The sequence below is a fragment of the Pseudomonas sp. BF-B-26 genome (assembly GCF_019956495.1).
Classification (GTDB): Bacteria; Pseudomonadota; Gammaproteobacteria; order Pseudomonadales; family Pseudomonadaceae; genus Aquipseudomonas.
This window is the reverse complement of record NZ_JAHBDP010000069.1, coordinates 40,717-66,175: the sequence shown is the minus strand read 5'-3', so window position 1 is coordinate 66,175 and position 25,459 is coordinate 40,717. Positions and strand designations below refer to the sequence as shown.

Genomic DNA, 25,459 nt, shown 5'->3' with positions numbered 1-25,459 from the left:
CAGGTTCAGAAAGTAGCGGGGTGGGGGATCGGTCGGGCGGTACTTAAATATCGTCAGGTAAAAAAAAGACCCGCACGGGGCAGGTCTTCAATGGTGCGTAAACGATGGGTTGTTCAGGTCCCCGACTTGATCTTGGTCCAGGCCCGGGTCCGCGCCCGTTCGGCGTCACGGGGCAGCGGTTGCAGGGTGTACAGCGTGCTCATCGCCGTTTCGGTCGGGTACAGGTTCGGGTTGTTGCGGATCGCTGGGTCGACCATTTCGGTGGCGTCCTTGTTCGGGTTCGGGTAGCCGACGAAGTCGCTGACCGGCGCAATCACCTGCGGCTGCAACAAGTAGTTGATGAAGGTGTAGGCGTCTTCCGGGTTCTTCGCGCCTTTGGGGATGGAGAGCATGTCGAACCAGATCGGCGCGCCTTCTTTGGGCAGGCGCATGTCGACGATCACGCCGTTCTTGGCTTCCTTGGCGCGGTTGGCGGCCTGGGAGAAGCTGCCGGAATAACCGACCGCGACGCAGATGTCACCGTTGGCGATGTCGGCCATGTACTTCGAGGAATGGAAGTAGGTGACGTACGGACGGATCTTCATCAACAACGCTTCAGCCTTGTCGTAGTCCGCCGGCTTCTTGCTGTTGGGGTCCAGGCCGAGGTGTTGCAGGGCCAGTGGCAGGATCTCCGACGGCGAGTCGAGCAAGGCCACGCCGCACTGCTTGAGCTTGCTGATGTTCTCTTCCTTGAAGATCAGGTCCCAGCTGTCCACCGGTGCGTTGTCACCCAGCGCAGCCTTGATCTTGTCCGGGTTGAAGCCGATCAGGATGGTCCCGTACATGTACGGCACGGCAAATTTGTTGCCCGGATCGTTGGCTTCGATCAGCTTCATCAGCTTGGGATCGAGGTGGTTCCAGTTCGGCAGTTTGCTGCGATCCAGTGGCTGGAAAACGCCGGCCTCGATCTGCTTGGCAAGGAACACGTTGGACGGCACCACCACGTCATAACCGGAGTTGCCGGTCAGCAGCTTGGCCTCTAGCGCTTCGTTGGTGTCGAAGATGTCGTAGACCAGTTTGGTCTGGGTGTTCTGGGCCTTGAAGTCTTCCAGCGCTTTGGGGGTGATGTAGTCGAACCAGTTGTAGACGCGCAACGTTCGCTCTTCAGCATGAACGGCGCCACTGAGCACGGTGGCGCACAGAGCGGGAGCGATAAAACGCTTGAGACTGATCATTGTTCTAATTCCTCATTGGGCGCTTTCAAAACCTTCGAGAACGTTCACGGCGTTGATGCCGATTTCTTCTACCGCGTAGCCGCCTTCCATCACGAACAGCGTTGGCTTGCCGAGGCCCGCGATGCGTGCGCCCATGGCCAGGTAATCCGGGCTGTCGAGCTTGAACTGGGAGATCGGATCGTCCTTGAACGTATCGACGCCCAGGGAAACGACGACGATATCGGCGCCGTACTTTTCGATCTCTTTGCAGGCTTGTTCCAGCGCGGCACTCCAACTGTCCCAACCGCTCCCGGCGGGCAAAGGGTAGTTGAAGTTGAAGCCTTCGCCGGCCCCTTCACCCCGTTCATCTTCATAGCCGAGGAAGAACGGGAACTCGGCTTCGGGATGACCATGGATCGAGGTGAACAGCACGTCGCTGCGCTCATAGAAAATCGATTGAGTGCCATTGCCGTGGTGGTAATCGACGTCGAGGATCGCGACCTTTTTATGGCCCTGATCGAGGAACGCCTGTGCAGCGATGGCGGCATTGTTGAGGTAGCAATAACCGCCCATCAAATCGCTGGCGGCGTGATGTCCTGGTGGGCGACACAGGGCGAAGGCACTGCGGGCGCCGCGTTGAATGACGGCTTGAGCGGTCAACGCGACTTGCGCCGCGCTGTACGCCGCTTGCCAGGTGCCGGCGGTAATCGGCGCGCCGCCGTCGAAGCTGTAATAACCGAGTTGGCCGTGCAGGCTGGTGGGGATGATCCGGCGCAGGGTGCGGGCCGGCCAGGTGTAGGGCAGCAAGTCGCCGTCGGTACCGAATTCGGTCCAGCGCGCCCAGGCACCTTTGAAGAAGTCGAGGTAGTCGCGGCTGTGGACGCGCGCGATCGGGTCGAGGCCGAAATCCTGCGGCGCTTCGACCGGACCGAGGTCGCGGCACTGCACGCGCTGCAGAACATGGTCGGCTCGCGAAGGCATTTCGAAGCAGGGCATCAGTTGCCCGTCCATCAATTCGCAACGGCCGTGGTGCAGGTGGTGATCGTCCGAGTAGATCGTCAGCATTTCTTGTTCTCCGCAGGCTGATTCGGTTGAACACAGTCTTGCGGCGCGCGGCGTTTGAGAGAACGGCAGGAAAGGCCAAAAGGGGATCGATATGGCCAAAAGAATTGACCGGAATTCGCCCCTCTGTGGCGAGGGAGCTTGCTCCCGCTCGGCTGCGCAGCAGTCGCAACCCGGCAAATGCTCTCTGAAGGGAGGAATGCGGTGGTTGGTTTGGGTCTGCTGCGCAGACCAGCGGGAGCAAGCTCCCTCGCCACAAGGGTGGTCAGGGCCTGAACTGACTCGGCGCCACGCCGCTCCAGCGCACGAACGCATGGCGGAAACTCGCGGTTTCGCTGAACCCCAATGCCTCGGCGATTTGATAGATCGGTAGTTGGTCCTCGCAGAGCATGCGTTTGGCCTGCTCGAACCGCAGTTCATCGAGCAGCTCTTGATAGCTGCACCCCAAGTCCTTGAGATGTCGGCGCAAGGTGCGTGCCGAGCAGTTCAACTGTTCAGCCAGCCCATCCAGGCCCGGCGCTGCGCTCAATTGTGCTGCGAGGAGTTGGCGGATGCGGCCCAGCCAAACCTGACGACCCGTGAACTCGGTGTTTTGTTTGCGGCAGCGTTCGGCCATGGCCTGATGGGTGACGGCGTCGGCCAGAGGCAGGGGGTGCTCCAGCCAGGCTTTGTCGAAGGCAAAGGCGTTGGACGCAGCGTCGAACTGCAAGGGGCAATCGAAACGTTCGGTGTAGCGTGCCTGATAGTCCGGCGCCGGGTATTCGAAGCGGGCGCCCAGCAGCGGCAACGGTTGGCCGAGCAGGTCTTCGCAAGTGACCTTCATCGACACCAGGCAAAACTCGACATTGAATGGCGCCAGCGCAGGGTTTTCCCGATAGTCGCCAGCGGTGAGCCAGATGCGCTCGTTATCTTCTTCCAGGCTCAACTCGAACAGTGTTCCCAATAGCGCCGGGTAGTGCAGTGCCAGCCGCAAGGCGTCACCTAAAGTGGCGCTGGTGAGTAAGGCGTACCCGAGCATGCCGTAGGACGACACATGCATTCGCCGACCCAATTCCAGGCCGATGTCACGCTTGAGCGCGACGGCGTTGGCGCAGACCTGCATCTCCTGATTGGTGGTGATACGCGTGTCCGCCCGGCTCAGATCCGCCGTGCTGATGCCGCTACCGGCCAGCAGCGCTTCGCTGGACAAGCCCTCGGCCTTGAAGGTGTTGAGCACCAGAGAGACAGCGTTGAGGGTGGTGAGGTGGGAGTGCAGCATGGGGTGTGTTCCAGCCGTTAAGTAGCTGGAGGCGAGCAAGTTACATGCCCAACGACGATCCTGTGGGAGCGGGCTTGCTCGCGAAAGCGTCCTGTCAGTCACATTGATGCAGGATATGCTGCCGTCTTCGCGAGCAAGCCCGCTCCCACAGGGTTTTGTATTGTGTCAGCTCAATTCAGCTCAGTTCGCCGCACAGGTCGAGTTCAACAAGGCGCCGCACTTCAGCGGTGTCGAGCCCGGCACCCAACAAGCCATGCAACTTGCCGAACGCGGCTTCGCGAGTCATGCCGCCACCCGAAAGCACGCCGACACCGCGCAAACGACTGCCTGCCTCGTAAACATCCAGCTCGACGCCACCTTCATGGCATTGGGTGACGGCTACAACGACAACCCCTTTGTCCCGCGCCCGTTCCAGGCTGGCGAGGAACTCTGGATTGTCGCTCGGCCCGGTACCGCTGCCGTAGCATTCCAGCACCAGGCCTTGAATGCCGCTGTCGAGCAGGCCGTCCAGTATCTCGGCGCCGATGCCGGGGAACAGCGGCAGCACAGCGACTTTCGCCAATTGCCTGGGCTGGTTGTAGGTCAGCGATGCCGGTATCGAAGAAGCCTTTTCACCGCCACCCTGACGCTCAAGTCGCTTGAACGGATGACGACCGAAACTGCGCACCTTCGCGCAACGGGTCGGGTCCAGCAGCTCGCCATGGAAGTACAGATGAACGCCCGGCGCCAGGCCCTGACCCAAAGCAACCAGCGCGCCACTGAGGTTTTCCCAGGCATCGCTGTCGGTCACGCCGGCCGGCAGCATGGAACCGGTGAACACCACGCGGGCGTGCAGGCCGAGCAATTGAAAACTCATGGCCGCCGCGCTGTAGGCGAGGGTGTCGGTGCCATGCAGGATCAACACGCTGTCGCAGCCCTGGACATCGACGGCGTCGACGACCGCTTCACGCAGTTGCTGCCAGTAATCAGGGGTCATGTTGGCGCTGTCGATCAGCGGCGACATCTCACGAAAGCGCCACTGCGGTACGACAAGGTCAGGCTGGCTGTGCAGATACTCGCGCATCCGGGCTTCGAAACCGGACGCCGGGGCCAGGCCGTGGGCGCTGGCTTGCATACCGATGGTGCCACCGGTGTAGAGCACCATGACGTGCTGGGCGGCAGGATAGGAATTGGGAGTCATGGGGGAAATCTCCTGGCAGGTGGGAGCGAGCCTGCTCGCGATAGCGGTATGTTAGACACTAATGTGTCATCTGACAGTCCGTCATCGCCAGCAGGCTGGCTCCCACAGGTTGTGCACCCGTCGTTTACCGATCAGCGTTGCGCTGCGGGTACGCCTTGCGGCTCGGCTTCAGCCTTGGTGGCGGCCACTGGCGGATTGGCTGGCCACGCTTTCAAGTCCAGGTCCAGATCCGGGAATTTGCTCGAATCGAACACGGGCGTCTTGATGCCGGCCGCGCGCTGGTCATCGTAGTCACGCAGGATGCGCATGCCGACTTTGAACAGCAGGAACAGCGCGATCAGGTTCACGAATGCCAGCAGGGTCATGGTGATGTCCGCGAAGGCGAACACCGTGCCGAGGTTTTCGATAGCGCCCCAGAAGATCAGCACCAATACCAGCGCGCGGTAGCCGATCAGCGCTTTGCGGTTTTCACCGATCAGGAAACGCAGGTTGCTCTCGCCCAGGTAGTAGTTGTAGAGGATCGAGGTGAACACGAACAACGACAGGGCCACGGAGATGAAACTCCGGCCCCAGTCACCGACCACGGCGGCCAGGGAGTTCTGGGTCAGGGCAATGCCATCGCCTTCGAAGCCTGGGGTGTAGAAGCCCGAGAGCAGGATCAGCAACGCGGTGCAGGTGCAGATCACGAAGGTGTCGAGGAACACGCTGAACGCCTGAACCACACCCTGTGCCACCGGGTGCTCGACCGATGCGACAGCAGCCACGTTTGGCGCACTGCCCAGGCCTGCTTCGTTGGCGAACACGCCACGCTTCACGCCCATGACGATGGCGCTGCCGATCAGGCCGCCGAAGGCTTGATCCAGACCGAACGCGCTTTTGACGATGGTCATCAGCATCGCCGGCACGTGATCGAATTGCAGCACGATCACGTAGATGGTCACGCCGATGTACACCAGGGTTTTCACCGGCACCAGCAGGTCAGCGACCTTGGCGATGCGCTTGATCCCACCGATGAACACCAGACCCAGCAACACCGCCAGGGCCAGACCGGTGTAAGTGGTGTCGAGGCCGAACGCGTTGTTCAGCGAGTGGGTCACGGCGTGGGATTGCAGACCGTTGAAAGCGAAGCCGAAGGTGATCAGCAGCAGGAACGCCATGATCATGCCCAGCCAGCGTTTCTGCAGGCCGTGCTGGATGTAATAGGACGGGCCGCCACGGTAGGTGCCGTCGGAATCGCAGCGCTTGTAGAGCTGGCCGAGGGAGCATTCGAAGAAGCTGCTGGACATGCCGACCAGCGCGGTCACCCACATCCAGAACACCGCACCTGGACCACCCAGGGTCACGGCGATACCGACACCGGCGATGTTACCCGCACCGACGCGGCCGGCGAGGCTGAGCATCAACGCCTGGAACGAACTGAGTTGCCCGGCGCTGCTTTTGAGGCTGTCGCGGAACACGGCGAACATGTGGAAGAAGTGACGCAATTGAACGAAACGCGAGCGGATCGTGAAGTAGCTACCGAGCCCGACAATGAGCACGATCAGTACTTTCCCTGAGAGGAAGTCGTTAATGACTTCGAGCATGGATTATTCCTCGCTGTTTTTTGTGTAGGCAAATGCTGTGCGGTCAGAAATATCGCGTTACACCGGATTGCACGCGGCAAAACAGGTGAGGCGAAGGTTCGTCCCGATTTCATATTGCGGGTTTGTTATTAGTTCGGGTTTCGCATGGGTTTGGGCCTCGTTACCGACGACCGCTCACGCGAAGAGGGGCGGCACTATACCGATGAGCGTGCCGTCCGTCTGCACGATTGTGGTGCAAGCGACGAAACGAAGCTTTGAAACACCCGACGTTACCGGCGTCGGGCTTATGTGAAAGCTGTTTCATGTGGGAGCGGGCTTGCTCGCGAATGCGGTCTTGCATCCACCATTTCTGGTGACTGACACACTGCCTTCGCGAGCAAGCCCGCTCCCACATTTTTCAGCTTCCAGACATTCTGTCTTGCTGCCAAATAGTTAAAAAAAAGGGCTTGGGGAATAAATCCCCAAGCCCTCAAAAGGTGAGAGGTGTCTAGTCCCTCGACCTGGTGAGCGTGTGCAGCGTTTGATCAAGCCTTAAGCGGAACCAGACGCGGAGCAATCATGTTTTCCGGGCGCAGGATGTCGGCGAGCATTTCGTCGTCGAGCAAGCCTTCTTCGCGCACCAGTTCCAGCACGCCGCGGCCGCTTTCGAGGGCGATACGGGCGATGCGGGTGGCGTTTTCATAGCCGATGTACGGGTTCAGCGCGGTGACCAGACCGATCGAGTGCTCGACCAGTTCGCGGCAGCGCTCTTCGTTGGCAGTGATGCCGACGATGCAGTGCTCGCGCAGCATGTCCATGGCGCGTTGCAGCAGGCGGATCGAGTCGAAGATCTTGAACGCGATCAGCGGTTCCATCACGTTCAGTTGCAGTTGGCCGCCTTCGGCTGCGATGGTCAGCGCCAGGTCGTTGCCGATGATCTGGAACGCTACCTGGTTAACCGCTTCCGGGATAACCGGGTTGACCTTGCCTGGCATGATCGAGCTGCCTGGCTGACGCGCTGGCAGGTTGATTTCGTTGATGCCGGTGCGTGGGCCGCTGGACAGCAGGCGCAGGTCGTTGCAGATCTTCGACAGCTTCACCGCAGTGCGCTTGAGCATGCCGGAGAACAGCACGAAGGCACCCATGTCGGAGGTGGCTTCGATCAGGTCGGCAGCCGGGACCAGCGGTTGACCGCTGATCAGGGCCAGGCGCTGAACGGCCAGGTGCTGGTAACGCGGGTCGGCGTTGATGCCGGTACCGATCGCGGTGCCGCCCAGGTTCACTTCGGTCAGCAATTCCGGGGCCAGCGTCTTCAGACGGGCCAGGTCTTCGCCCAGTGTGGTGGCGAATGCGCGGAATTCCTGGCCGAGGGTCATCGGCACAGCGTCTTGCAGTTGGGTACGGCCCATTTTCAGGACGTGAGCGAACTCTTGGCCCTTGGCGGCGAACGCCTGGATCAGGCTGTCGAGGCTGGCCAGCAGCGCGTCGTGACCCAGCAGCAGGCCCAGACGGATCGCGGTCGGGTAGGCGTCGTTGGTCGACTGCGCCATGTTCACGTCGTTGTTCGGGTGCAGATATTGGTATTCGCCCTTCTGGTGACCCATGGCCTCCAGCGCGATGTTGGCGATGACTTCGTTGGCATTCATGTTGGTTGAAGTGCCAGCGCCGCCTTGAATCATGTCCACGACGAACTCTTCGTGGAAATCGCCGCGGATCAAACGTGCACAGGCTTCGCTGATGGCAGCGTGCTTGGCTTCGCTCAGGTGACCCAGCTCGCGGTTGGCGTCAGCGGCGGCTTGTTTAACCATCGCCAGGCCGACAACCAGCTTCGGATAATGCGAAATCGGAACGCCGGAGAGACGGAAGTTGTTCACCGCTCGCAGGGTCTGGATGCCGTAATACGCTTGAGCAGGTACTTCGAGTACGCCAAGCAGGTCTTTTTCTGTGCGGAAAGATGCAGCGGAGGACATGATAGAAATCATCTCGATATGGACCCGGTCTGTGCCGGAACACTGCAAATGCTAGGCTTGTGGAGAATTTTGGGCCAATGCTGTTAAACACTAGCCTATGCACATTCGGCATAATGCCCATGTGACGCCGTGTCTGCGGCGAGCGTGTGACCTAAATTGGTGCGTGTCCGGGAGGCCGTGATGAACCTTGAAAGTAAGTGGCTTGAGGACTTTAGTGCCCTGGCCGCCACCCGCAGTTTCTCCCAGGCTGCCGAACGGCGCTTCGTGACTCAGCCGGCATTCAGCCGACGGATCCGCAGCCTTGAAGCCGCGCTGGGGCTGACCCTGGTCAATCGCTCGCGCACGCCGATCGAACTGACGGCGGCAGGGCAGCTGTTTCTGGTCACTGCGCGGACGGTGGTCGAGCAGCTCGGTGAAGTGTTGCGTCACCTTCATCACCTGGAAGGCGGGCAGGGCGAGGTGATGCAGGTCGCCGCCGCTCACTCCCTGGCGCTGGGTTTCTTCCCGCGCTGGATCGCGCAGTTGCGTAATGAAGGCCTGAACATCGCGACGCGCCTGGTGGCGACCAACGTCGGTGATGCCGTGCATGCCCTGCGCGAAGGCGGTTGCGATCTGATGCTGGCGTTCTACGACCCGGATGCGGCGATGCAGATGGACCCGGAAATTTTTCCGTCGCTGCACCTTGGCAATACCGAAATGCTCCCGGTCTGCGCGGCGGACGCCGAGGGCAAGCCGCTGTTCGATCTGGAAGGCGAAGGCAGTGTGCCGCTGCTCGCCTACAGCGCCGGTGCATTTCTCGGGCGTTCGGTGAACATGCTGCTGCGCCAGCGTGCGCTGCGCTTCACCACCATCTATGAGACCGCCATGGCCGACAGCCTTAAAAGCATGGCGCTGGAAGGATTGGGCATCGCCTGGGTGCCGCGGCTCAGCGTGCGCGCCGAACTGGCTCGGGGTGAGCTGGTGGTGTGCGGCGGCCCGCAATGGCATGTGCCGCTGGAGATTCGTCTGTACCGCTGCGCGCTGGTGCGCAAGGCGAACGTGCGGTTGTTGTGGCGCAAACTGGAAGGCGGCGCAGCCCAAGGAACAACCGGATCCTGAGCTCGCGGAAGACTAACTGTGGGAGCGGGCTTGCTCGCGAATGCGGAGTGTCAGTCAACGAAGATAGCGAATGTCAGACCGCATTCGCGAGCAAGCCCGCTCCCACAAGGGATTTGTGGTGTATTTGGTTGACCTTCGAGTCAATAAAACCGGCACTTTGCGCCGTATGACAGATGGTCGTATCGGGGGCTGTTTATCTGCTTCATTGAGGTATACTGCGCGGCCTTCGGCCGGTTCGTCCGGCCATAATTCGTACAATCAAGCCACGCATATTGCGTGGCTTGTTGTTTTTTGACGCGCCTGCGGGCGCCCAGAGAGAAGAGGCACGACGATGAGTGCACTGGTTGGCGTGATCATGGGCTCCAAGTCCGATTGGTCCACCCTTAGCCACACCGCCGATATGCTGGAAAAGCTCGGCATTCCTTACGAGGTGAAAGTGGTCTCTGCCCACCGCACCCCGGACCTGCTCTTCCAGTACGCCGAAGAGGCTGAGGCGCGGGGCATCGAGGTGATCATCGCCGGTGCCGGCGGCGCGGCCCACTTGCCAGGCATGTGTGCGGCCAAGACCCACCTGCCGGTGCTGGGCGTGCCGGTGCAGTCGTCGATGCTCTCGGGCGTCGATTCGCTGCTGTCCATCGTGCAGATGCCCGCGGGCATTCCGGTCGCCACCCTGGCCATCGGCAAGGCCGGCGCGATCAACGCCGCGCTGCTCTCGGCGAGCATTCTCGGCGCCAAGCACCCGCAGTTCCACGCGGTGCTGAAAAAATTTCGCGCTGAACAGACAGACAGCGTCCTGGAAAATCCAGACCCACGCATCGCCTGAGGTTGTTGACGATGAAGATCGGTGTAATCGGTGGCGGCCAGTTGGGTCGCATGTTGGCGCTGGCGGGCACTCCGCTGGGCATGAACTTCGCTTTCCTGGACCCCGCGCCGGATGCTTGCGCAGCCGCGTTGGGCGAACACCTGCGGGCCGATTACGGCGATCAGGACCACCTGCGTCAGCTGGCCGATGAAGTCGATCTGGTGACGTTCGAGTTCGAAAGCGTCCCGGCCGAAACCGTCGCGTTCCTGTCGCAATTCGTCCCGGTATATCCGAGCGCCGAAGCCCTGCGCATCGCCCGTGATCGCTGGTTCGAGAAGAGCATGTTCAAGGACCTGGGGATTCCCACCCCGGCGTTCGCCGACATTCAATCGCAAGCCGATCTGGACGCTGCTGTGGCTTCCATCGGTCTGCCGGCCGTGCTGAAAACCCGCACCCTGGGTTACGACGGCAAGGGCCAGAAAGTCTTGCGCAAGCCTGAAGACGTGGTCGGTACGTTCGCCGAACTGGGCAGCGTTGCCTGCTTGCTGGAAGGTTTCGTGCCGTTTACCGGTGAAGTCTCGTTGATCGCCGTGCGCGCTCGCGATGGCGAAACCAGGTTCTATCCGCTGGTTCACAACACCCACGACAGCGGCATCCTCAAGTTGTCCGTGGCCAGCACCGACCACCCGCTGCAAGCCTTGGCGGAAGACTATTCCAGCCGTGTGCTCAAGCAGCTGAATTACGTCGGCGTGATGGCGTTCGAGTTCTTTGAAGTCGACGGTGGTCTCAAGGCCAACGAGATCGCCCCGCGTGTGCATAACTCGGGTCACTGGACCACTGAAGGCGCTGAGTGCAGCCAGTTCGAAAACCATCTGCGGGCCGTTGCCGGTCTGCCGCTGGGTTCGACGGCCAAGGTCGGCGAAAGCGCGATGCTCAACTTCATCGGTAAAGTGCCGGAGACCGAGAAAGTCCTGGCCATCGCCGATTGCCATCTGCATCACTATGGCAAGGCGTTCAAGGTCGGTCGCAAGGTCGGTCACGCTAACCTGCGTTGTGCAAACCGCGAAACACTGGCCGCGCAGATCCTCAAGGTCGAAGCGCTCATCGCCGAGTAAACAGTTTCATGTGGCAGCGGCGGAACCATTCAGGGGCCGCCGTTCTCTCATGGCAGGATGCAGAAGTCTGACTAGGCTTTCGCATAGCCATTCAATCAGAGGGAAATGCCATGGGAATTATCGGAACCATCTTTATCGGCTTGATCGTCGGCCTGCTGGCTCGGTTCCTGAAACCGGGCGATGACAGCATGGGCTGGATCATGACCATCCTGCTCGGTATCGGCGGTTCGCTGGCGGCCACTTATGGCGGCCAGGCTCTGGGCATCTACCAGGCTGGTCAAGGGGCAGGCTTCATCGGTGCGCTGGTTGGCGCGGTGGTGTTGCTGGTGATCTACGGCTTGATCAAAAAGAACTGATCCAAAGCGACAAAGCCCCCTCTGCGCCGCACGCAGAGAGGGCTAGAATGCTCGGCGTTGTACCGTCCTCTCCTTTGCCGAGCACCTTCATGCGCCGTCTTTTACTGACTATCCTTTTATTGGGCTCGGGCCTTGCCCATGCCGGCGAGCTGCCGGAAACCGACTGGCTCGAACTGATGCCCAAGTCGGACCAGAAAGCCCTCGAGGCCATGCCCGAAATCGACCACAACTCCCCCGAAGCCAATGGCACCTTTACCAAAAAGGGTGGCATGAAGCAGAGCAAAGGCTTGCCGGCGGTGATGTATTCGACCAAAACCGTGCCGTCGATGAACGACAAGAACATCCGCATCGGTGGTTATCCGGTGCCGCTGGAATCCGACGCCCAGGGCCGCAGCACGCTGTTCTTCCTCGTGCCGTATCCGGGCGCCTGCATCCACGTGCCACCACCGCCCCCAAACCAACTGGTGTTGGTGCGTTATCCGAAAGGTTTGAAGCTGAATGACATCTATACACCGCTGTGGGTGACTGGCACGCTGAAGATCGAGAAGGTCAACAATGACCTGGCTGACGCGGCGTATGCGCTGGATGCGGCGAAAGTGCGGGTGGTAAAGGAGTCTGATCTCTAGCAGCCACCCGAAACAACTGTGGGAGCCAGCCTGCTGGCGATAGCGGTCCGTCAGATAATTTCAATTTGACCGACATGACGCCATCGCCAGCAGGCTGGCTCCCACATTTCGTATTGCGGTATGGCTTAGAGCGGTTTTGCGCCGACACTGACGCCGAGCGTATGGCTGGCCCCCGGCGCCAGCGTCACCACATCATCCATCACGTTCGCCGTTTCAATGCACAGCATGCGCTGCCAGCCATCGTCGGCCATGTCGCTGAACGCCGCGGCGCGTTCAATCCACGGATTCCAGATCACCGCCGAGCGTGAACCGCTGCTGGTCAGCTCGATGCGCCGTTCCCAGGCCGGATCGACAATGCTCAGCTTCGCCGGGGTATTGAGATAGATACGATCGGTCTCGCCGGCAAAACGCAGATCGCCGGTCTGAGTGACGGTTTTCCAGTCGTCCAGGGTTTCGATGTAACTCAAGCCATCCAGCCCTTCGACATGCACTTCGCGTACATCGCTGACCGCGAAATAGCTATGCAGCGCCTGGCTGATGGTGACTTTGTCTGTGCCCTGGTTATGGCTGGTCAGACTGATGTGGAGTTGCTCATCCAGACGAATGCTCAGCTTCAAATCCACCTGATGCGGCCAGCCTGGCAAGCCGCCTTCAGGGTAAGGCAGAACAAACTCCACCTTGAGGCTTTCGCCCTCGGTTTCAATGCCGCCCAGTTCCCAATCCATCGCCCTTACCAGCCCGTGGGCGGTCGGCGCTTCGTTGCTGGCGCGCATGGCTTGAACGCTCTGCGGATTACGCGCCAGATTGCCGAACCACGGCCAGCACACCGGAACCCCGGCGCGGATGCTCTTGCCAGCCTTGAACACTGCCTCGTCGTTGAGCCAGATCAGCGGCGGTTCCCCGGCCACTTGATAACTGAGGATGTGCGCGCCTTGCTGGGCAACCAGCAATTCGGCCTGCCCGTGGCGGATGCGCCAGCAGTTCAGTTCATCCAGTTTCACGGCTTCAACGTTGGGCGTGCTCATGGGGCAACTCTCGATCAGGAACAATGACTGCAATGGACCGCAGAAAGGTCGCAGTGTTTAACGGGCTCTTGGCGGAACCGAACGGGTGCGACCGCTGCCGTCGATGGCGACGAACACAAACACGGCTTCAGTCACTTTGCGCCATTCGCTGGACAGCGGATCGTCACTCCAGACTTCGACCATCATCTGAATCGAGCTGCGGCCGATTTCCAGTGCCTGGGTATAAAAGGAGAGCTGGGCACCCACCGCGACCGGAACCAGAAACGCCATGCGGTCGATCGCCACCGTAGCCACGCGGCCAGCCGCGACTTTGCTGGCCATTGCGGTGCCGGCCAAATCCATCTGCGACACCAGCCAACCGCCGAAAATATCGCCAAAGCCGTTGGTTTCGCGGGGAAGCGCGGTAATTTGCAGGGCCAGGTCGCCTTGCGGGATTGGATCTTCTTGTTCGAGCTCTATCATGCCGGGGGTGCCTCTGACCCGTGACTCTCATAAGTACTTCAGGTGAATAGCCGTCTCAAGGAAAAACGATTCAGCCCCGAACATACTACGTTCGTCACGTTTTTCGTAAGGCGCCTAAAGGGAAACTCTGCGAAATCGACTGGTAGAGCCAGCAGCGTCTTCGCACAGCAACCCTTGCAAGCTGTCGCAAGATTGCGAGTATATCGATCGGTAGACTCCGAGACGACCGTCCGGTTCTCTTTTCGACCGTCAAATACGCACCTCTATGTGCTTTTTCGAACAATTTGCTATCGTGCCGGACCTGCCCAAGCCTCCGCCAGCGTTGTTGAGGTTGCAGATCCGACTATAAGAGAAGCCTTGCCATGACCACAGCGCCCTCGAGCATCGCGCCGTCCACTCAATCCGCACGTCCGCTGACCCGCAGCGATTACAAGACTTTGTCGCTGTCTGCCCTGGGCGGTGCGCTGGAGTTTTACGATTTCATCATCTTCGTGTTCTTCGCTACGGTGGTCGGCAAGCTGTTCTTCCCGGCCGACATGCCCGAGTGGCTGCGCTTGATGCAGACCTTCGGGATCTTTGCCGCCGGCTACCTGGCGCGGCCACTGGGCGGCATCGTCATGGCGCACTTCGGCGACCTGCTGGGACGCAAGAAGATGTTCACCCTGAGCATTTTCATGATGGCGGTGCCGACCCTGATCATGGGCCTACTGCCGACTTACGCGCAGATCGGCATGTGGGCGCCGATCCTGTTGCTGCTGATGAGGGTAATTCAAGGCGCTGCGATTGGCGGTGAAGTACCGGGCGCGTGGGTATTCGTTTCCGAACACGTGCCGCAGCGGCACATCGGCTACGCCTGCGGCACCCTGACCTGCGGCCTGACGGCCGGTATCCTGCTGGGCTCGCTGGTCGCCACCGCAATCAACAGCCTTTACACCCCGGTCGAAGTTTCGGATTACGCCTGGCGGATTCCGTTCCTGTTGGGTGGCGTATTCGGCCTGTTCTCGGTTTACCTGCGCCGCTGGTTGCACGAGACGCCGGTATTCGCCGAGCTGCAACTGCGCAAGGCCCTGGCAGAAGAAGTGCCGCTGCGCGCCGTGTTGCGCGACCATCGCGGGGCGATCCTGATTTCCATGCTGCTGACCTGGCTGCTGTCCGCCGGCATCATCGTGGTCATCCTGATGACCCCGACCGTGCTGCAGACCGTGTACCACTTCTCGCCAACCACCGCGTTGCAGGCCAACAGCCTGGCGATTGTGTTTCTGAGCCTGGGTTGCGTCGCCTCCGGTGCACTGGCTGATCGCTTTGGCGCGGGTCGTGTCTTCGTGTTCGGCAGTGCTGCGTTGCTGATCAGTTCATGGACCTTCTACCACAGCCTGTTCAACCACCCGGACTGGCTGTTCCCGATGTACGCCTTGACCGGCTTGCTGGTCGGCACCATCGGTGCGGTGCCGTATGTGATGGTCAAAGCCTTCCCGGCGGTGGTGCGCTTCAGCGGGCTGTCGTTCTCCTACAACCTGGCCTACGCCATCTTCGGCGGCCTGACCCCGATGGTGGTCACCTTGCTGCTCAAGGAAAGCCCGATGGGGCCTGCCTATTACGTAGCGATCATTTGTGGTGTCGGGGTTCTGGTGGGTGCCTACCTCTGGAAGAAAGGTCGATAACGCTAAAACCGCCAGTTGTTAAGGCTTTCGCCAGTGCGAAAGCCTTACTCCACATTCGCCCGCCGGTAAACGTGCTCCATGCTCAAGCATATGGCCCAGAGCATCCGCAGCATTCTTGGGTTTAATGACCTGATGTTCCACCATCAAATCGAGCAACCAGAGTGCGCCATGCACTTGTAACCCATCCCTCTGCGCTTGACGCCTCAGCTTGCCATCTCCAGTGAGCAACGGCCGACCTGTCTCTTGTGCGAGCAGGTAGCACGACACATCGGCCAATGAGCTGTTGTTGTGCTCTATTTTGAGAGTGAACAGCCTGGTAACCCCTGGCTCGTCGAAGGATTCAACAATCAATCCCCGACCGAGTAATTCGTCATGGGGGAAATCTTCGAGCTCATGCAATACGAAATCTGTGCAGCAAAGAGTGAATGGCAGTTTGAACATCTGCTCCAGCAGTCCGGCATTTCTGAAGTCGATCCAGATATTCGTATCGCTGATGTAGATCAGACTCATGCACTCTCCAGTGAGCCCAGAAAATTGGGGTCAAGAGCGCTCACTGGTTTGCGTAGAAGTTCGGCTGCACGGGATTTGGTGATCAACCCTTCCGCTAAGCCCCAGAACACCAACGATTCAAAACGTTGTGGTGGTTTGCATGGCAAGGGTTCAGGCTCGGCCTTGCGCCAGCCGTTCACGCTGAATTGAATGGTGATGGATTTGTAGCCCCCATCGCTAAGCAGCTTCAAATCTTTGAGGCGTCGCAGAGCGGCATGCATCGAGATCCCATATTGGCGCTTGGCGATGAGCAATTCGCGGGGATGGACGCGTGAGCGAGGGTGGCTACCGAAGTCACTGGTGACACCTTTAGCCGGGTAGAGGAACGCGCCAGCGAAGCGATGGCAGCAGTTTTCCTTGTCACGCTCGGGCATGTCGTCGGGTAATTGCATGACCCAGTGACCGAGTTCATGTGCTGCGGTAAAGCGTATTCGTTCGCCTGGGCGCTCGGCATTGAGTGCAATCAAGACGTGGCGACCGTCACCGGTAGCGGCGCAGGCCCCGTCGAAGTCAGCCGGCCCCATGAGCATCGCGACCTTGATGCTGTGCTCTTCCAGTTGCTCGGTGAGGTTAGAAATTGGATCGCTGCCAATTCCCCAATATTCGCGTAGTGCCTCGGCAGCGTGCTCAGCTTCCTCAATAGAGGAGACCGGCAGCATTTGCGCGGGGGTGGCCGGAGTCTGGATGTCTGCCGGGTCAAAGCATTCTTCCAGAGCAATGTAGCGCTCAAGGTGTTCACGAATCTGTTCTTCGACTTGAACCTGGCGATACCTGGGCATCTTGGCAAGTTTACGAAACTCCAGCGGCGCAAGAGGCACGGCTTCGGCACGAAAGAAGTACTCGGGACTGACCTGCAGCACCTTGGCCAGTTGCAGCACGCGAGAGGAGTTCGGGGTACTTAACCCTTTCTCGTATTTGCTCAGGCCTTGCTTGGTGATGTCGCCAAGCTGGAGAGCCAAGGCTTCCAGGGACATGCCTCGCAGAAGGCGAGCGCGGCGAATTCGGTCGTTGATCATCGGTTCCTCTCGTGGTTGACAAGACTATCTTTTGAATGTGATTTGTCAACCTTGATTCATTGCCTCGGTGTTTCTGTATTTCGAATGCTGGCCTTTCATCCAATTGTCATATTTCAGCCATAGAGTGTTCACACGGCCTGCTGATACTTGGCCCCGACTTAACACACCTATCTGCTAGGAGTAAGGCATGAAACTGAAGCGTTTGATGGCGGCAATGACTTTTGTCGCTGCTGGCGTTGCGACTGCCAACGCGGTTGCCGCTGTTGACCCTGCTATCCCGAGCTACACCAAAACCACTGGTGTGTCGGGCAACCTGTCCAGCGTCGGCTCCGATACCCTGGCCAACCTCATGACCCTGTGGGCTGAGAACTACAAAAAAGAATACCCGAACGTAAACATCCAGATTCAGGCTGCCGGTTCTTCTACCGCGCCACCTGCGCTGACTGAAGGCACCGCTAACCTGGGCCCGATGAGCCGCAAGATGAAGGACAACGAGCTGCAGGCCTTCGAAACCAAATACGGCTACAAGCCAACGGCTATCCCGGTCGCTGTGGATGCCTTGGCTGTCTTCGTTCACAAAGACAACCCGATCCAGCACCTGACCATGGAACAGGTCGACGCGATCTTCTCCTCGACTCGTCTGTGCGGCGCCAAAGCCGACGTGAAAACCTGGGGCGACCTGGGTGTGACCGGCGACCTGGCCAACAAGCCGGTTCAACTGTTCGGTCGTAACTCGGTATCCGGCACTTATGGCTACTTCAAAGAAGAAGCCCTGTGCAAAGGCGATTACAAGCCAAACGTCAACGAACAACCAGGCTCGGCTTCGGTCGTGCAGTCGATCAGCTCCTCGCTGAATGGCGTTGGTTACTCGGGCATCGGCTACAAGACCGCTAGCGTGAAGACCGTGGCCCTGGCCAAGAAAGGCAGCACTGAATTCATCGAAGACACCGAAGAAAACGCCCTGAACGGCAAGTACCCGCTGTCGCGTTTCCTCTACGTTTACGTCAACAAAGCCCCGAACAAGCCTCTCGCCCCGCTGGAGGCCGAGTTCGTGAAACTGGTTCTGTCCAAACAGGGCCAGGAAGTTGTGGTGAAAGACGGCTACATCCCACTGCCGGCCAAGGTTGCTGCAAAAGCACTGGCTGACCTGGGTCTGCAGGAAGGCGGCGCTGAAGTCGCAAAAAAGTAAAACCCTGAGCCCGGGGTAATCCCCGGGTTCAATGTGGGAGCGGGCTTGCTCGCGAAAGCGGTGGATCAATCGACATTGATGTTGAAAGTGACGGCCCCTTCGCGAGCAAGCCCGCTCCCACATACCCCCAATTTTTCAGTCCACTGCCAGTTCCCGCTGGCGGCGGATTTGTTGCGTCACTGCATTGTCATCTTTCTGTCATACAGGATCGCTAGGGTGTGCGAATGAATGATCTGGCCAATTCCACCATGACTACAAATCCCCCCAAGCGAATTGACTTCAATACGCCTGAGTTGCAACGCAAGCGCCGCATCCGCGCGCTCAAAGATCGCCTGACCCGCTGGTACGTCCTCGTGGGCGGCCTCGCCGTTCTCGGCGCGATCACGCTGATCTTTTTCTTCCTTGCCTACGTTGTCGCGCCCCTGTTTCAGGGCGCCGACCTGACCGCCAAGGAAGCCATCACGCCCGCCTGGATGCCGGACGCCGGCAAGCCGTTGATGATCTCCCTGGAAGAACAGAACCAGGTCGCCATGCGGGTTTCCGACAAGGGCCAGGCGTTGTTCTTCGATATCGACAGTGGCGCTGAACTCGCGCGTGTCGATCTGTCGATTCCGGCCGGCACTACCGTGACCTCCATCGGCAAAGACCAACCAGGCCATCCATTGGTGGCGGTGGGCTTGTCCAACGGCCAGGCGCTGGTGTTCCGTCACACTTATAAAGTCAGCTACCCGGACGGCAAGAAAACCATCTCGCCCGCCATTGAATACCCGTACGGCGAAACGCCGATCGCGCTGAATGAGGCGGGCGGAGCCCTTGAGCACGTCAGCCTCAACGCGACCGATACGACGCTGATGCTGGTCGGTTCCACCGGTTCGCAACTCAATGTTTTGTCGCTGACCAGCGAAGAAAACATGATGACTGGTGAAGTCACCAACGAGCAGACGCGTATCGATCTGCCACAGATGACCGAGCCGGTGAAAAATATCTTCGTCGACCCACGTCAGCAGTGGCTGTACGTGATTAACGGTCGCGCCCAGGCCGACGTGTTCAGCCTGCGCGACAAGAGCCTCAACGGTCGCTACAAACTGCTGGATGATGGCGAAGCGCAAATCACTGCCAGTACTCAACTGGTGGGTGGCATCTCGCTGATCCTCGGCGATTCCAAGGGTGGTCTGGCCCAATGGTTCATGGCCCGCGACCACGATGGCGAACTGCGTCTGAAGCAGATTCGTAACTTCCAGATGGGCACTGCGCCGATCGTTGAAATCACCGCTGAAGAACGTCGCAAAGGCTTCATCGCCCTCGATGCGTCCGGCAAGCTCGGCGTGTTCCACAGCACCGCCCACCGCACCTTGCTGGTGGATCAGGTGGTCGATGGCGAAGGCATCTTTGGCCTGTCGCCACGGGCCAACCGGGTGATCGTGGAGGCGGGTGGCAAGATTCAACCTCTGCTGCTCGACAACCCGCACCCAGAGGTTTCCTGGAGCGCGTTGTGGAGCAAGGTCTGGTACGAGAACTACGACGAGCCTAAATACGTCTGGCAATCGACCGCCGCCAACACTGACTTCGAACCCAAGCTGAGCCTGTCACCGCTGACTTTCGGTACCTTGAAAGCCGCGTTCTACGCCATGCTGCTGGCCGCTCCACTGGCCGTCGCCGCTGCCATCTACACCGCGTACTTCATGGCCCCGGGCATGCGCCGCAAGGTCAAGCCGGTGATCGAACTGATGGAAGCGATGCCGACGGTGATCCTTGGTTTCTTCGCCGGTCTGTTCCTCGCACCGTATGTGGAAGGACATTTGCCGGGCATCTTCAGCCTGCTGCTGTTGATGCCGATCGGCATTCTGGTCGCCGGTTTCACCTTCAGCCGCCTGCCTGAGTCCATCCGCCTGAAAGTGCCGGACGGTTGGGAAAGCGCGATCCTGATTCCGGTGATCCTGTTCGTGGGCTGGCTCTCGCTGTACATGAGCCCATACATGGAAACCTGGTTCTTCGGCGGCGACATGCGCATGTGGATCTCCCACGACCTGGGCATCACCTACGACCAGCGCAACGCACTGGTAGTCGGTCTGGCCATGGGCTTTGCGGTGATCCCGAACATCTACTCCATCGCCGAAGACGCCGTGTTCAGCGTGCCGCGCGGTTTGACCCTCGGCTCCCTGGCCCTCGGCGCCACGCCGTGGCAGACCATGACTCGCGTGGTGATCCTCACCGCCAGCCCGGGCATCTTCTCGGCGCTGATGATCGGCATGGGCCGTGCGGTCGGTGAAACCATGATCGTGCTGATGGCCACCGGCAACACCCCGGTCATGGAAATGAACCTGTTCGAAGGCCTGCGCACCCTGGCGGCCAACGTTGCGGTGGAAATGCCCGAATCGGAAGTCGGCGGCAGCCACTACCGCGTGCTGTTCCTCTCGGCGCTGGTGCTGCTGTTGTTCACCTTCGTCATGAACACCCTCGCGGAACTGATTCGTCAGCGTCTGCGCAAGAAATACTCGTCGCTTTAAGAAAGGTAGAAGTCTGTGAAACAGAACTCCCTGAAAGGATGGTTCAAGAGCGGCGCCCCTGGCGTCTGGATCAGCGGTGGCGCGGTGTCCATCGCGGTCATCATGACCATTGGCTTGCTGGCCGTGATTGCCGTGCGCGGTCTGGGCCATTTCTGGCCGGCGGACCTGGTGCACGCCAGTTACGACGTACCGGGCCAGGCCAATCACCTCGTCATCGGCGAAGTGGTGCAGAAAGAAGAAGTGCCGCGCGAGCGCCTTAAAAGTGCTGGCCTGCCGGTGCCCGATCAGGGCCCGGAGTTCATGACCCGCGAGCTGATCAAGGTCGGCAACCGTGACCTCAATGGCAACGACTTCACCTGGATCGTCGGCGAGTGGCTGACCAATCAGAAGACTCCACCCGAGTTGATGACCATCGAGCGTCGCGAGTGGGGCAACTTCTACGGCTACCTGGTCAACGTCAAACAGGACGGCAAGGTCATCGCTGAAGGCGAAGCTGCATGGCCTGAGCTGCAGGCCCGTGTCGCTCGCGTCAACCAGCTCGCCGCCCAGCTCAAGAGCCTGGAAAAAACCGACATTGGCGCGATCAACGCGGGCCTCGAGCGCGTCCGTCTGCACGGTCGCAAATTGGAACTGACCGGAACGATGGACGCTGCCGCGCAAGCGGACATGGAGTCCGAGCGTGCCGAACTGAACGCGCGTTATCAGGACATCGAAGCACGCCTGAACGACCTGCACGCCCAGTTCAACCGCGACAGCCTGACGGCCCGCGACGCGAACGGCAAAGAGATCGAAATCGGTATCGGCAAAGTGGTTCACGCCTATCAGCCGAACGCCATGAACACCTTCACCAAGATCGGCTTCTACTTCAGCAAGGTCTGGGAGTTCTTGAGCGACGACCCGCGTGAAGCGAACACCGAAGGCGGGATCTTCCCGGCGATTTTCGGCACCGTGATGATGACGTTGATCATGGCGATGATCGTGACCCCGTTTGGCGTACTGGCCGCGGTTTACCTGCGTGAATATGCGAAACAGAACACCATGACGCGCTTGATCCGCATCGCGGTGAACAACCTGGCGGGCGTTCCAGCCATCGTATACGGCGTGTTCGGTCTGGGCTTCTTCGTCTATGTGTTGGGCGGCTCGGTCGACCGGTTGTTCTTCCCGGAAGCGCTGCCGGCGCCGACATTCGGTACGCCGGGTCTGCTCTGGGCGTCCCTGACCCTGGCGCTGCTGGCTGTGCCGGTGGTGATCGTGGCCACGGAAGAAGGCCTGGCGCGGATTCCTCGCACCGTGCGCGAAGGCTCGTTGGCCCTCGGCGCAACCAAGGCTGAAACCTTGTGGAAGATCGTACTGCCGATGGCCAGCCCGGCAATGATGACCGGCATGATCCTCGCCGTGGCTCGCGCCGCCGGTGAAGTGGCGCCGCTGATGCTGGTGGGTGTGGTGAAACTGGCGCCATCGCTGCCGCTGGATGGCAACTACCCGTACTTGCACCTGGACCAGAAGATCATGCACTTGGGCTTCCACATCTATGACGTCGGCTTCCAGAGCCCGAACGTCGAGGCCGCGCGGCCGCTGGTGTACGCCACGGCGCTGCTGCTGGTGCTGGTGATCGCCACGCTTAACTTGTCGGCCGTTTATATCCGTAACCACCTGCGCGAAAAATACAAAGCGCTGGATAGTTAAGTTAATAGGCAGGCGCGGTCCCTTGTGGGAGCGGGCTTGCTCGCGAAAGCGGTGGGTCAGGCAACATTGATGTTGAATGTGATGGCCTCTTCGCGAGCAAGCCCGCTCCCACATTGATCGGCGTTTACCGGAATATTGATGGGGCAGCCACAAGGGCGTCCCGAACCGAATTTGTTAGCACAGGGAGCCTCCCATGCAGCACGAAGCACATACCCACGGCATCAACATGTCGGCCCTGGGCCGCGACAAACAGAGCTTGAGCCTTGAACAGGAAACCGTCGCGATTGAAGTGCCGGGCCTGAGCCTGTTCTACGGCGACAAACAAGCGCTGTACGACGTCAGCATGAACATCCCGAAACAGCGCGTGACCGCCTTCATCGGCCCGTCCGGCTGCGGCAAGTCCACGCTGCTGCGCACCTTCAACCGCATGAACGACCTGGTGGATGGCTGCCGAGTCGAAGGCGCGATCAACCTGTACGGCAACAACATCTACCGCAAGGGCGAAGACGTGGCCGAGCTGCGTCGTCGTGTTGGCATGGTGTTCCAGAAGCCCAACCCGTTCCCGAAAACCATCTACGAGAACGTGGTCTACGGCCTGCGCATCCAGGGCATCAACAAGAAACGCATCCTCGACGAAGCCGTCGAGTGGGCGTTGAAAGGCGCGGCGCTGTGGGACGAAGTCAAAGACCGTCTGCACGAGTCGGCACTTGGCCTGTCCGGTGGTCAGCAACAACGTCTGGTGATCGCTCGCACCATCGCCGTGGAGCCGGAAGTGCTGCTGCTCGACGAACCATGCTCGGCACTTGACCCGATTTCCACGCTGAAAGTCGAAGAGCTGATCTACGAACTGAAATCGAAGTTCACCATCGTCATCGTGACCCACAACATGCAACAGGCCGCGCGGGTTTCCGATTACACAGCGTTCATGTACATGGGCAAACTGGTGGAATTCGGCGACACCGACACCCTGTTCACCAATCCGGCGAAGAAGCAGACCGAAGACTACATCACCGGTCGCTACGGCTAGGAAGCTGTTGTTGCTCACTGAACTGACGCTGCGGTCCACCGCACCTTACCGGACGCTCCAAGGACGCCAACATGATTAGTAAAGAAGGCCTTACCCATCACATCTCCGCGCAGTTCAACGCTGAGCTCGAGGAGGTGCGCAGCCACCTCCTGGCCATGGGCGGGCTGGTGGAAAAGCAAGTCAACGACGCGGTGACCGCGCTGATCGAGGCCGACTCCGGCCTGGCCCAGCAGGTTCGCGAGATCGACGACCAGATCAACCAGATGGAACGCAACATCGACGAAGAATGCCTGCGCATTCTGGCCCGTCGTCAGCCGGCGGCGTCGGACTTGCGTTTGATCATCAGCATCTCCAAGTCGGTGATCGACCTGGAGCGCATTGGTGACGAAGCGACCAAGATCGCCCGTCGTGCCATCCAGTTGTGCGAAGAAGGCGAAGCTCCACGGGGTTACGTCGAGGTTCGCCACATCGGTGATCAGGTGCGCAACATGGTTCGCGATGCACTGGACGCCTTTGCCCGCTTCGACGCCGACCTGGCGTTGTCGGTGGCCCAGTACGACAAGATCATCGACCGCGAATACAAAACCGCGTTGCGTGAACTTGCCACCTACATGATGGAAGACCCGCGCTCTATCTCGCGGGTCTTGAGCATCATTTGGGTGCTGCGTTCGCTGGAACGGATCGGCGACCACGCGCGCAATATCTCGGAGCTGGTGATTTACCTGGTGCGCGGCACCGACGTGCGGCACTTGGGCCTCAAGCGCATGAAAGAAGAAGTTGAAGGCACAAGTGGCGAAACCGCTAATGTTCCGGGCAAAGCTGACGATAAGTAAGATTGCCTGAGAAAAGCGCCCGGCCTTTTGGCCGGGCGTTTTTGTTTGTGGTCGATGAATTCGAAAGCAGCACCCGCGAACGAAAAGTCCCGGCGTGACTGAAGGTTTTTGGCAATGTGCCATCAGCAAAGCGGTATGCTTGCCGGGATTTTTTAAAGGGGTGATGGATGAGTAAGGTCAGTGTGTTGGTCGTGGACGACGCGTCGTTCATTCGTGACCTGGTGAAGAAGTGCTTGCGCAACTACTTCCCGGGGATCCGGATCGAAGACGCGGTCAACGGCAAGAAGGCTCAGGCCTTGCTGGCACGGGAAGCGTTCGACCTGGTCCTGTGCGACTGGGAAATGCCGGAAATGTCCGGCCTGGAGCTGCTGACCTGGTGCCGCGAGCAGGACAACCTCAAGACCATGCCGTTCGTGATGGTGACCAGCCGTGGCGATAAAGAGAACGTCGTCCAGGCGATCCAGGCCGGGGTTTCCGGCTACGTCAGCAAGCCGTTCACCAACGAGCAACTGCTGACCAAGGTCAAGCAGGCCCTGAACAAGGTCGGCAAGCTCGACACCTTGATGAACAGCGCGCCGACCAAAATGAACTCGGCGTTCGGCAACGATTCCCTGAGCGCATTGACCGGTGGCAAGGCTGCCGTGGTCGCTCCCGCCGCGGCGCCGGTCAACCCGTTCGCCAAACCTGTTGCCGCCGCGCCAGCCCCGGCGGCTGCTCCGTCTCGCGGTCTGCTCAACAGCCCTCCGATCAAGCCTCCCGCGTCCTCCGCAGCGCCAACGGGCGGACGTGGCCAGGGCCAACTGCGCCTGCCGAACGGCATTGCGCAATGTGTGATCAAGGCCTTGAGCCTTAAGGAAGCGCTGCTGGTGGTGAAACGCACCGACACCCTGCCACAAGTGCTCGACAGCGCCGTGCTCGACCTGGAGCAGGGCGATAACGCCGAAACCGCCCGTCTGAACGGCTACCTGCACGCCATCGTCGCCCACGAGCCAAAACCCGACAGCGACTGGCTGCAACTGACCTTCCGTTTCGTCGACCAGGATGCGCAGAAGCTCGACTACATCTCCCGGTTGATCGCACGTGGTACGGCGCAGAAGCATTTCGTACCGGGCGCGTAATCTTCGTCGCCTGACAGGCCGCCTTCGCGAGCAAGCCCGCTCCCACATTTAATCGAGTTCTCCTAGAAGAATACGGTCGAATGTGGGAGCGGGCTTGCTCGCGAAGGGGCCACCAGATTCACCACACATCCGCTGAACGGCCCATTTTGAAACATCTGCCGACT

General features: G+C 59.9%; 22 protein-coding genes. 12 read left to right on the top strand and 10 right to left on the bottom strand.

All coding sequences use genetic code 11. The annotated features are described in order from the left end of the window. Positions 1-113: 113 nt before the first annotated feature. From KGB03_RS12770 to aspA, 6 genes are all read right to left on the bottom strand, one after another. Entirely contained in the window at positions 114-1,214 is a 1,101-nt protein-coding gene (locus tag KGB03_RS12770) for a polyamine ABC transporter substrate-binding protein (protein WP_111448226.1), read from the bottom strand. A gap of 12 nt (positions 1,215-1,226) precedes the next feature. Further along, on the bottom strand, positions 1,227-2,258 hold the full coding sequence (locus KGB03_RS12765) for a histone deacetylase family protein (RefSeq protein WP_111448227.1): 1,032 nt from the start codon (positions 2,256-2,258) through the stop codon (positions 1,227-1,229). A gap of 262 nt (positions 2,259-2,520) precedes the next feature. Further along, the gene (locus tag KGB03_RS12760; RefSeq protein ID WP_223527209.1) at positions 2,521-3,513 is read right to left on the bottom strand and encodes an AraC family transcriptional regulator; all 993 of its coding nucleotides are present in this window, start codon (positions 3,511-3,513) and stop codon (positions 2,521-2,523) included. A 175-nt stretch (positions 3,514-3,688) separates the two neighbouring features. After that, positions 3,689-4,693, bottom strand: a complete 1,005-nt coding sequence (locus tag KGB03_RS12755; protein WP_111448229.1) for an asparaginase — start codon at positions 4,691-4,693, stop codon at positions 3,689-3,691. 131 nt (positions 4,694-4,824) lie between these two features. After that, the gene (locus tag KGB03_RS12750) at positions 4,825-6,276 is read right to left on the bottom strand and encodes an alanine/glycine:cation symporter family protein (RefSeq protein WP_223527208.1); all 1,452 of its coding nucleotides are present in this window, start codon (positions 6,274-6,276) and stop codon (positions 4,825-4,827) included. A 524-nt stretch (positions 6,277-6,800) separates the two neighbouring features. Beyond that, a complete protein-coding gene (gene aspA / locus KGB03_RS12745; protein WP_111448231.1) occupies positions 6,801-8,225 on the bottom strand; it encodes an aspartate ammonia-lyase in 1,425 nt (474 codons plus the stop codon). A gap of 180 nt (positions 8,226-8,405) precedes the next feature. On the opposite strand from aspA, the gene KGB03_RS12740 reads away from it, so the two are divergent. The 5 genes from KGB03_RS12740 to KGB03_RS12720 all read left to right on the top strand — a co-directional run bounded on the left by KGB03_RS12740 (position 8,406) and on the right by KGB03_RS12720 (position 12,222). After that, positions 8,406-9,323, top strand: a complete 918-nt coding sequence (locus KGB03_RS12740) for a LysR substrate-binding domain-containing protein (protein WP_008150030.1) — start codon at positions 8,406-8,408, stop codon at positions 9,321-9,323. A 331-nt stretch (positions 9,324-9,654) separates the two neighbouring features. Beyond that, complete coding sequence (gene purE, locus KGB03_RS12735; RefSeq protein ID WP_008150032.1) at positions 9,655-10,146, top strand: 5-(carboxyamino)imidazole ribonucleotide mutase; 492 nt, start codon at positions 9,655-9,657, stop codon at positions 10,144-10,146. Positions 10,147-10,157: 11 nt separating this feature from the next. After that, positions 10,158-11,240, top strand: a complete 1,083-nt coding sequence (locus tag KGB03_RS12730; RefSeq protein ID WP_008150034.1) for a 5-(carboxyamino)imidazole ribonucleotide synthase — start codon at positions 10,158-10,160, stop codon at positions 11,238-11,240. Between the two features lie 110 nt (positions 11,241-11,350). After that, the gene (locus KGB03_RS12725) at positions 11,351-11,596 is read left to right on the top strand and encodes a GlsB/YeaQ/YmgE family stress response membrane protein (protein WP_008030708.1); all 246 of its coding nucleotides are present in this window, start codon (positions 11,351-11,353) and stop codon (positions 11,594-11,596) included. An 89-nt stretch (positions 11,597-11,685) separates the two neighbouring features. Next, positions 11,686-12,222 (top strand): DUF3299 domain-containing protein, encoded by a 537-nt coding sequence (locus KGB03_RS12720; RefSeq protein WP_192408840.1) that lies wholly within the window; start codon positions 11,686-11,688, stop codon positions 12,220-12,222. A 125-nt stretch (positions 12,223-12,347) separates the two neighbouring features. Here the strand turns inward: KGB03_RS12720 and KGB03_RS12715 are convergent, their stop codons facing one another. Then, positions 12,348-13,247, bottom strand: a complete 900-nt coding sequence (locus KGB03_RS12715) for a D-hexose-6-phosphate mutarotase (protein ID WP_223527207.1) — start codon at positions 13,245-13,247, stop codon at positions 12,348-12,350. A gap of 57 nt (positions 13,248-13,304) precedes the next feature. Then, the gene (locus tag KGB03_RS12710) at positions 13,305-13,709 is read right to left on the bottom strand and encodes an acyl-CoA thioesterase (protein ID WP_111448233.1); all 405 of its coding nucleotides are present in this window, start codon (positions 13,707-13,709) and stop codon (positions 13,305-13,307) included. Between the two features lie 362 nt (positions 13,710-14,071). On the opposite strand from KGB03_RS12710, the gene KGB03_RS12705 reads away from it, so the two are divergent. After that, positions 14,072-15,370, top strand: coding sequence for an MFS transporter (locus KGB03_RS12705; protein ID WP_223527206.1), 1,299 nt, complete (start codon positions 14,072-14,074; stop codon positions 15,368-15,370). A gap of 18 nt (positions 15,371-15,388) precedes the next feature. On the opposite strand, the gene KGB03_RS12700 is transcribed toward KGB03_RS12705, so the two are convergent. Beyond that, positions 15,389-15,880, bottom strand: a complete 492-nt coding sequence (locus KGB03_RS12700) for a type II toxin-antitoxin system VapC family toxin (RefSeq protein ID WP_223527205.1) — start codon at positions 15,878-15,880, stop codon at positions 15,389-15,391. After that, positions 15,877-16,935, bottom strand: coding sequence for a helix-turn-helix domain-containing protein (locus KGB03_RS12695; protein WP_223527204.1), 1,059 nt, complete (start codon positions 16,933-16,935; stop codon positions 15,877-15,879). The genes KGB03_RS12700 and KGB03_RS12695 overlap by 4 nt, the downstream gene beginning before the upstream one ends. Before the next feature lie 187 nt (positions 16,936-17,122). Here KGB03_RS12695 and KGB03_RS12690 point away from each other — a divergent pair, with 187 nt between their 5' ends. From KGB03_RS12690 to KGB03_RS12665, 6 genes are all read left to right on the top strand, one after another. Continuing rightward, a complete protein-coding gene (locus KGB03_RS12690) occupies positions 17,123-18,124 on the top strand; it encodes a phosphate ABC transporter substrate-binding protein PstS (RefSeq protein ID WP_111448236.1) in 1,002 nt (333 codons plus the stop codon). 473 nt (positions 18,125-18,597) lie between these two features. Next, a complete protein-coding gene (locus tag KGB03_RS12685) occupies positions 18,598-20,631 on the top strand; it encodes an ABC transporter permease subunit (protein ID WP_411740297.1) in 2,034 nt (677 codons plus the stop codon). Between the two features lie 15 nt (positions 20,632-20,646). Next, on the top strand, positions 20,647-22,317 hold the full coding sequence (gene pstA / locus KGB03_RS12680) for a phosphate ABC transporter permease PstA (protein ID WP_192408848.1): 1,671 nt from the start codon (positions 20,647-20,649) through the stop codon (positions 22,315-22,317). A gap of 193 nt (positions 22,318-22,510) precedes the next feature. After that, positions 22,511-23,344: a phosphate ABC transporter ATP-binding protein PstB gene (gene pstB / locus KGB03_RS12675; protein ID WP_008150054.1), complete on the top strand. Its 834-nt coding sequence runs from the start codon at positions 22,511-22,513 to the stop codon at positions 23,342-23,344. A 71-nt stretch (positions 23,345-23,415) separates the two neighbouring features. Continuing rightward, positions 23,416-24,177: a phosphate signaling complex protein PhoU gene (gene phoU / locus KGB03_RS12670; RefSeq protein ID WP_008150055.1), complete on the top strand. Its 762-nt coding sequence runs from the start codon at positions 23,416-23,418 to the stop codon at positions 24,175-24,177. A 167-nt stretch (positions 24,178-24,344) separates the two neighbouring features. Beyond that, positions 24,345-25,295, top strand: coding sequence for a response regulator (locus KGB03_RS12665; RefSeq protein ID WP_223527202.1), 951 nt, complete (start codon positions 24,345-24,347; stop codon positions 25,293-25,295). Positions 25,296-25,459: the final 164 nt, after the last annotated feature.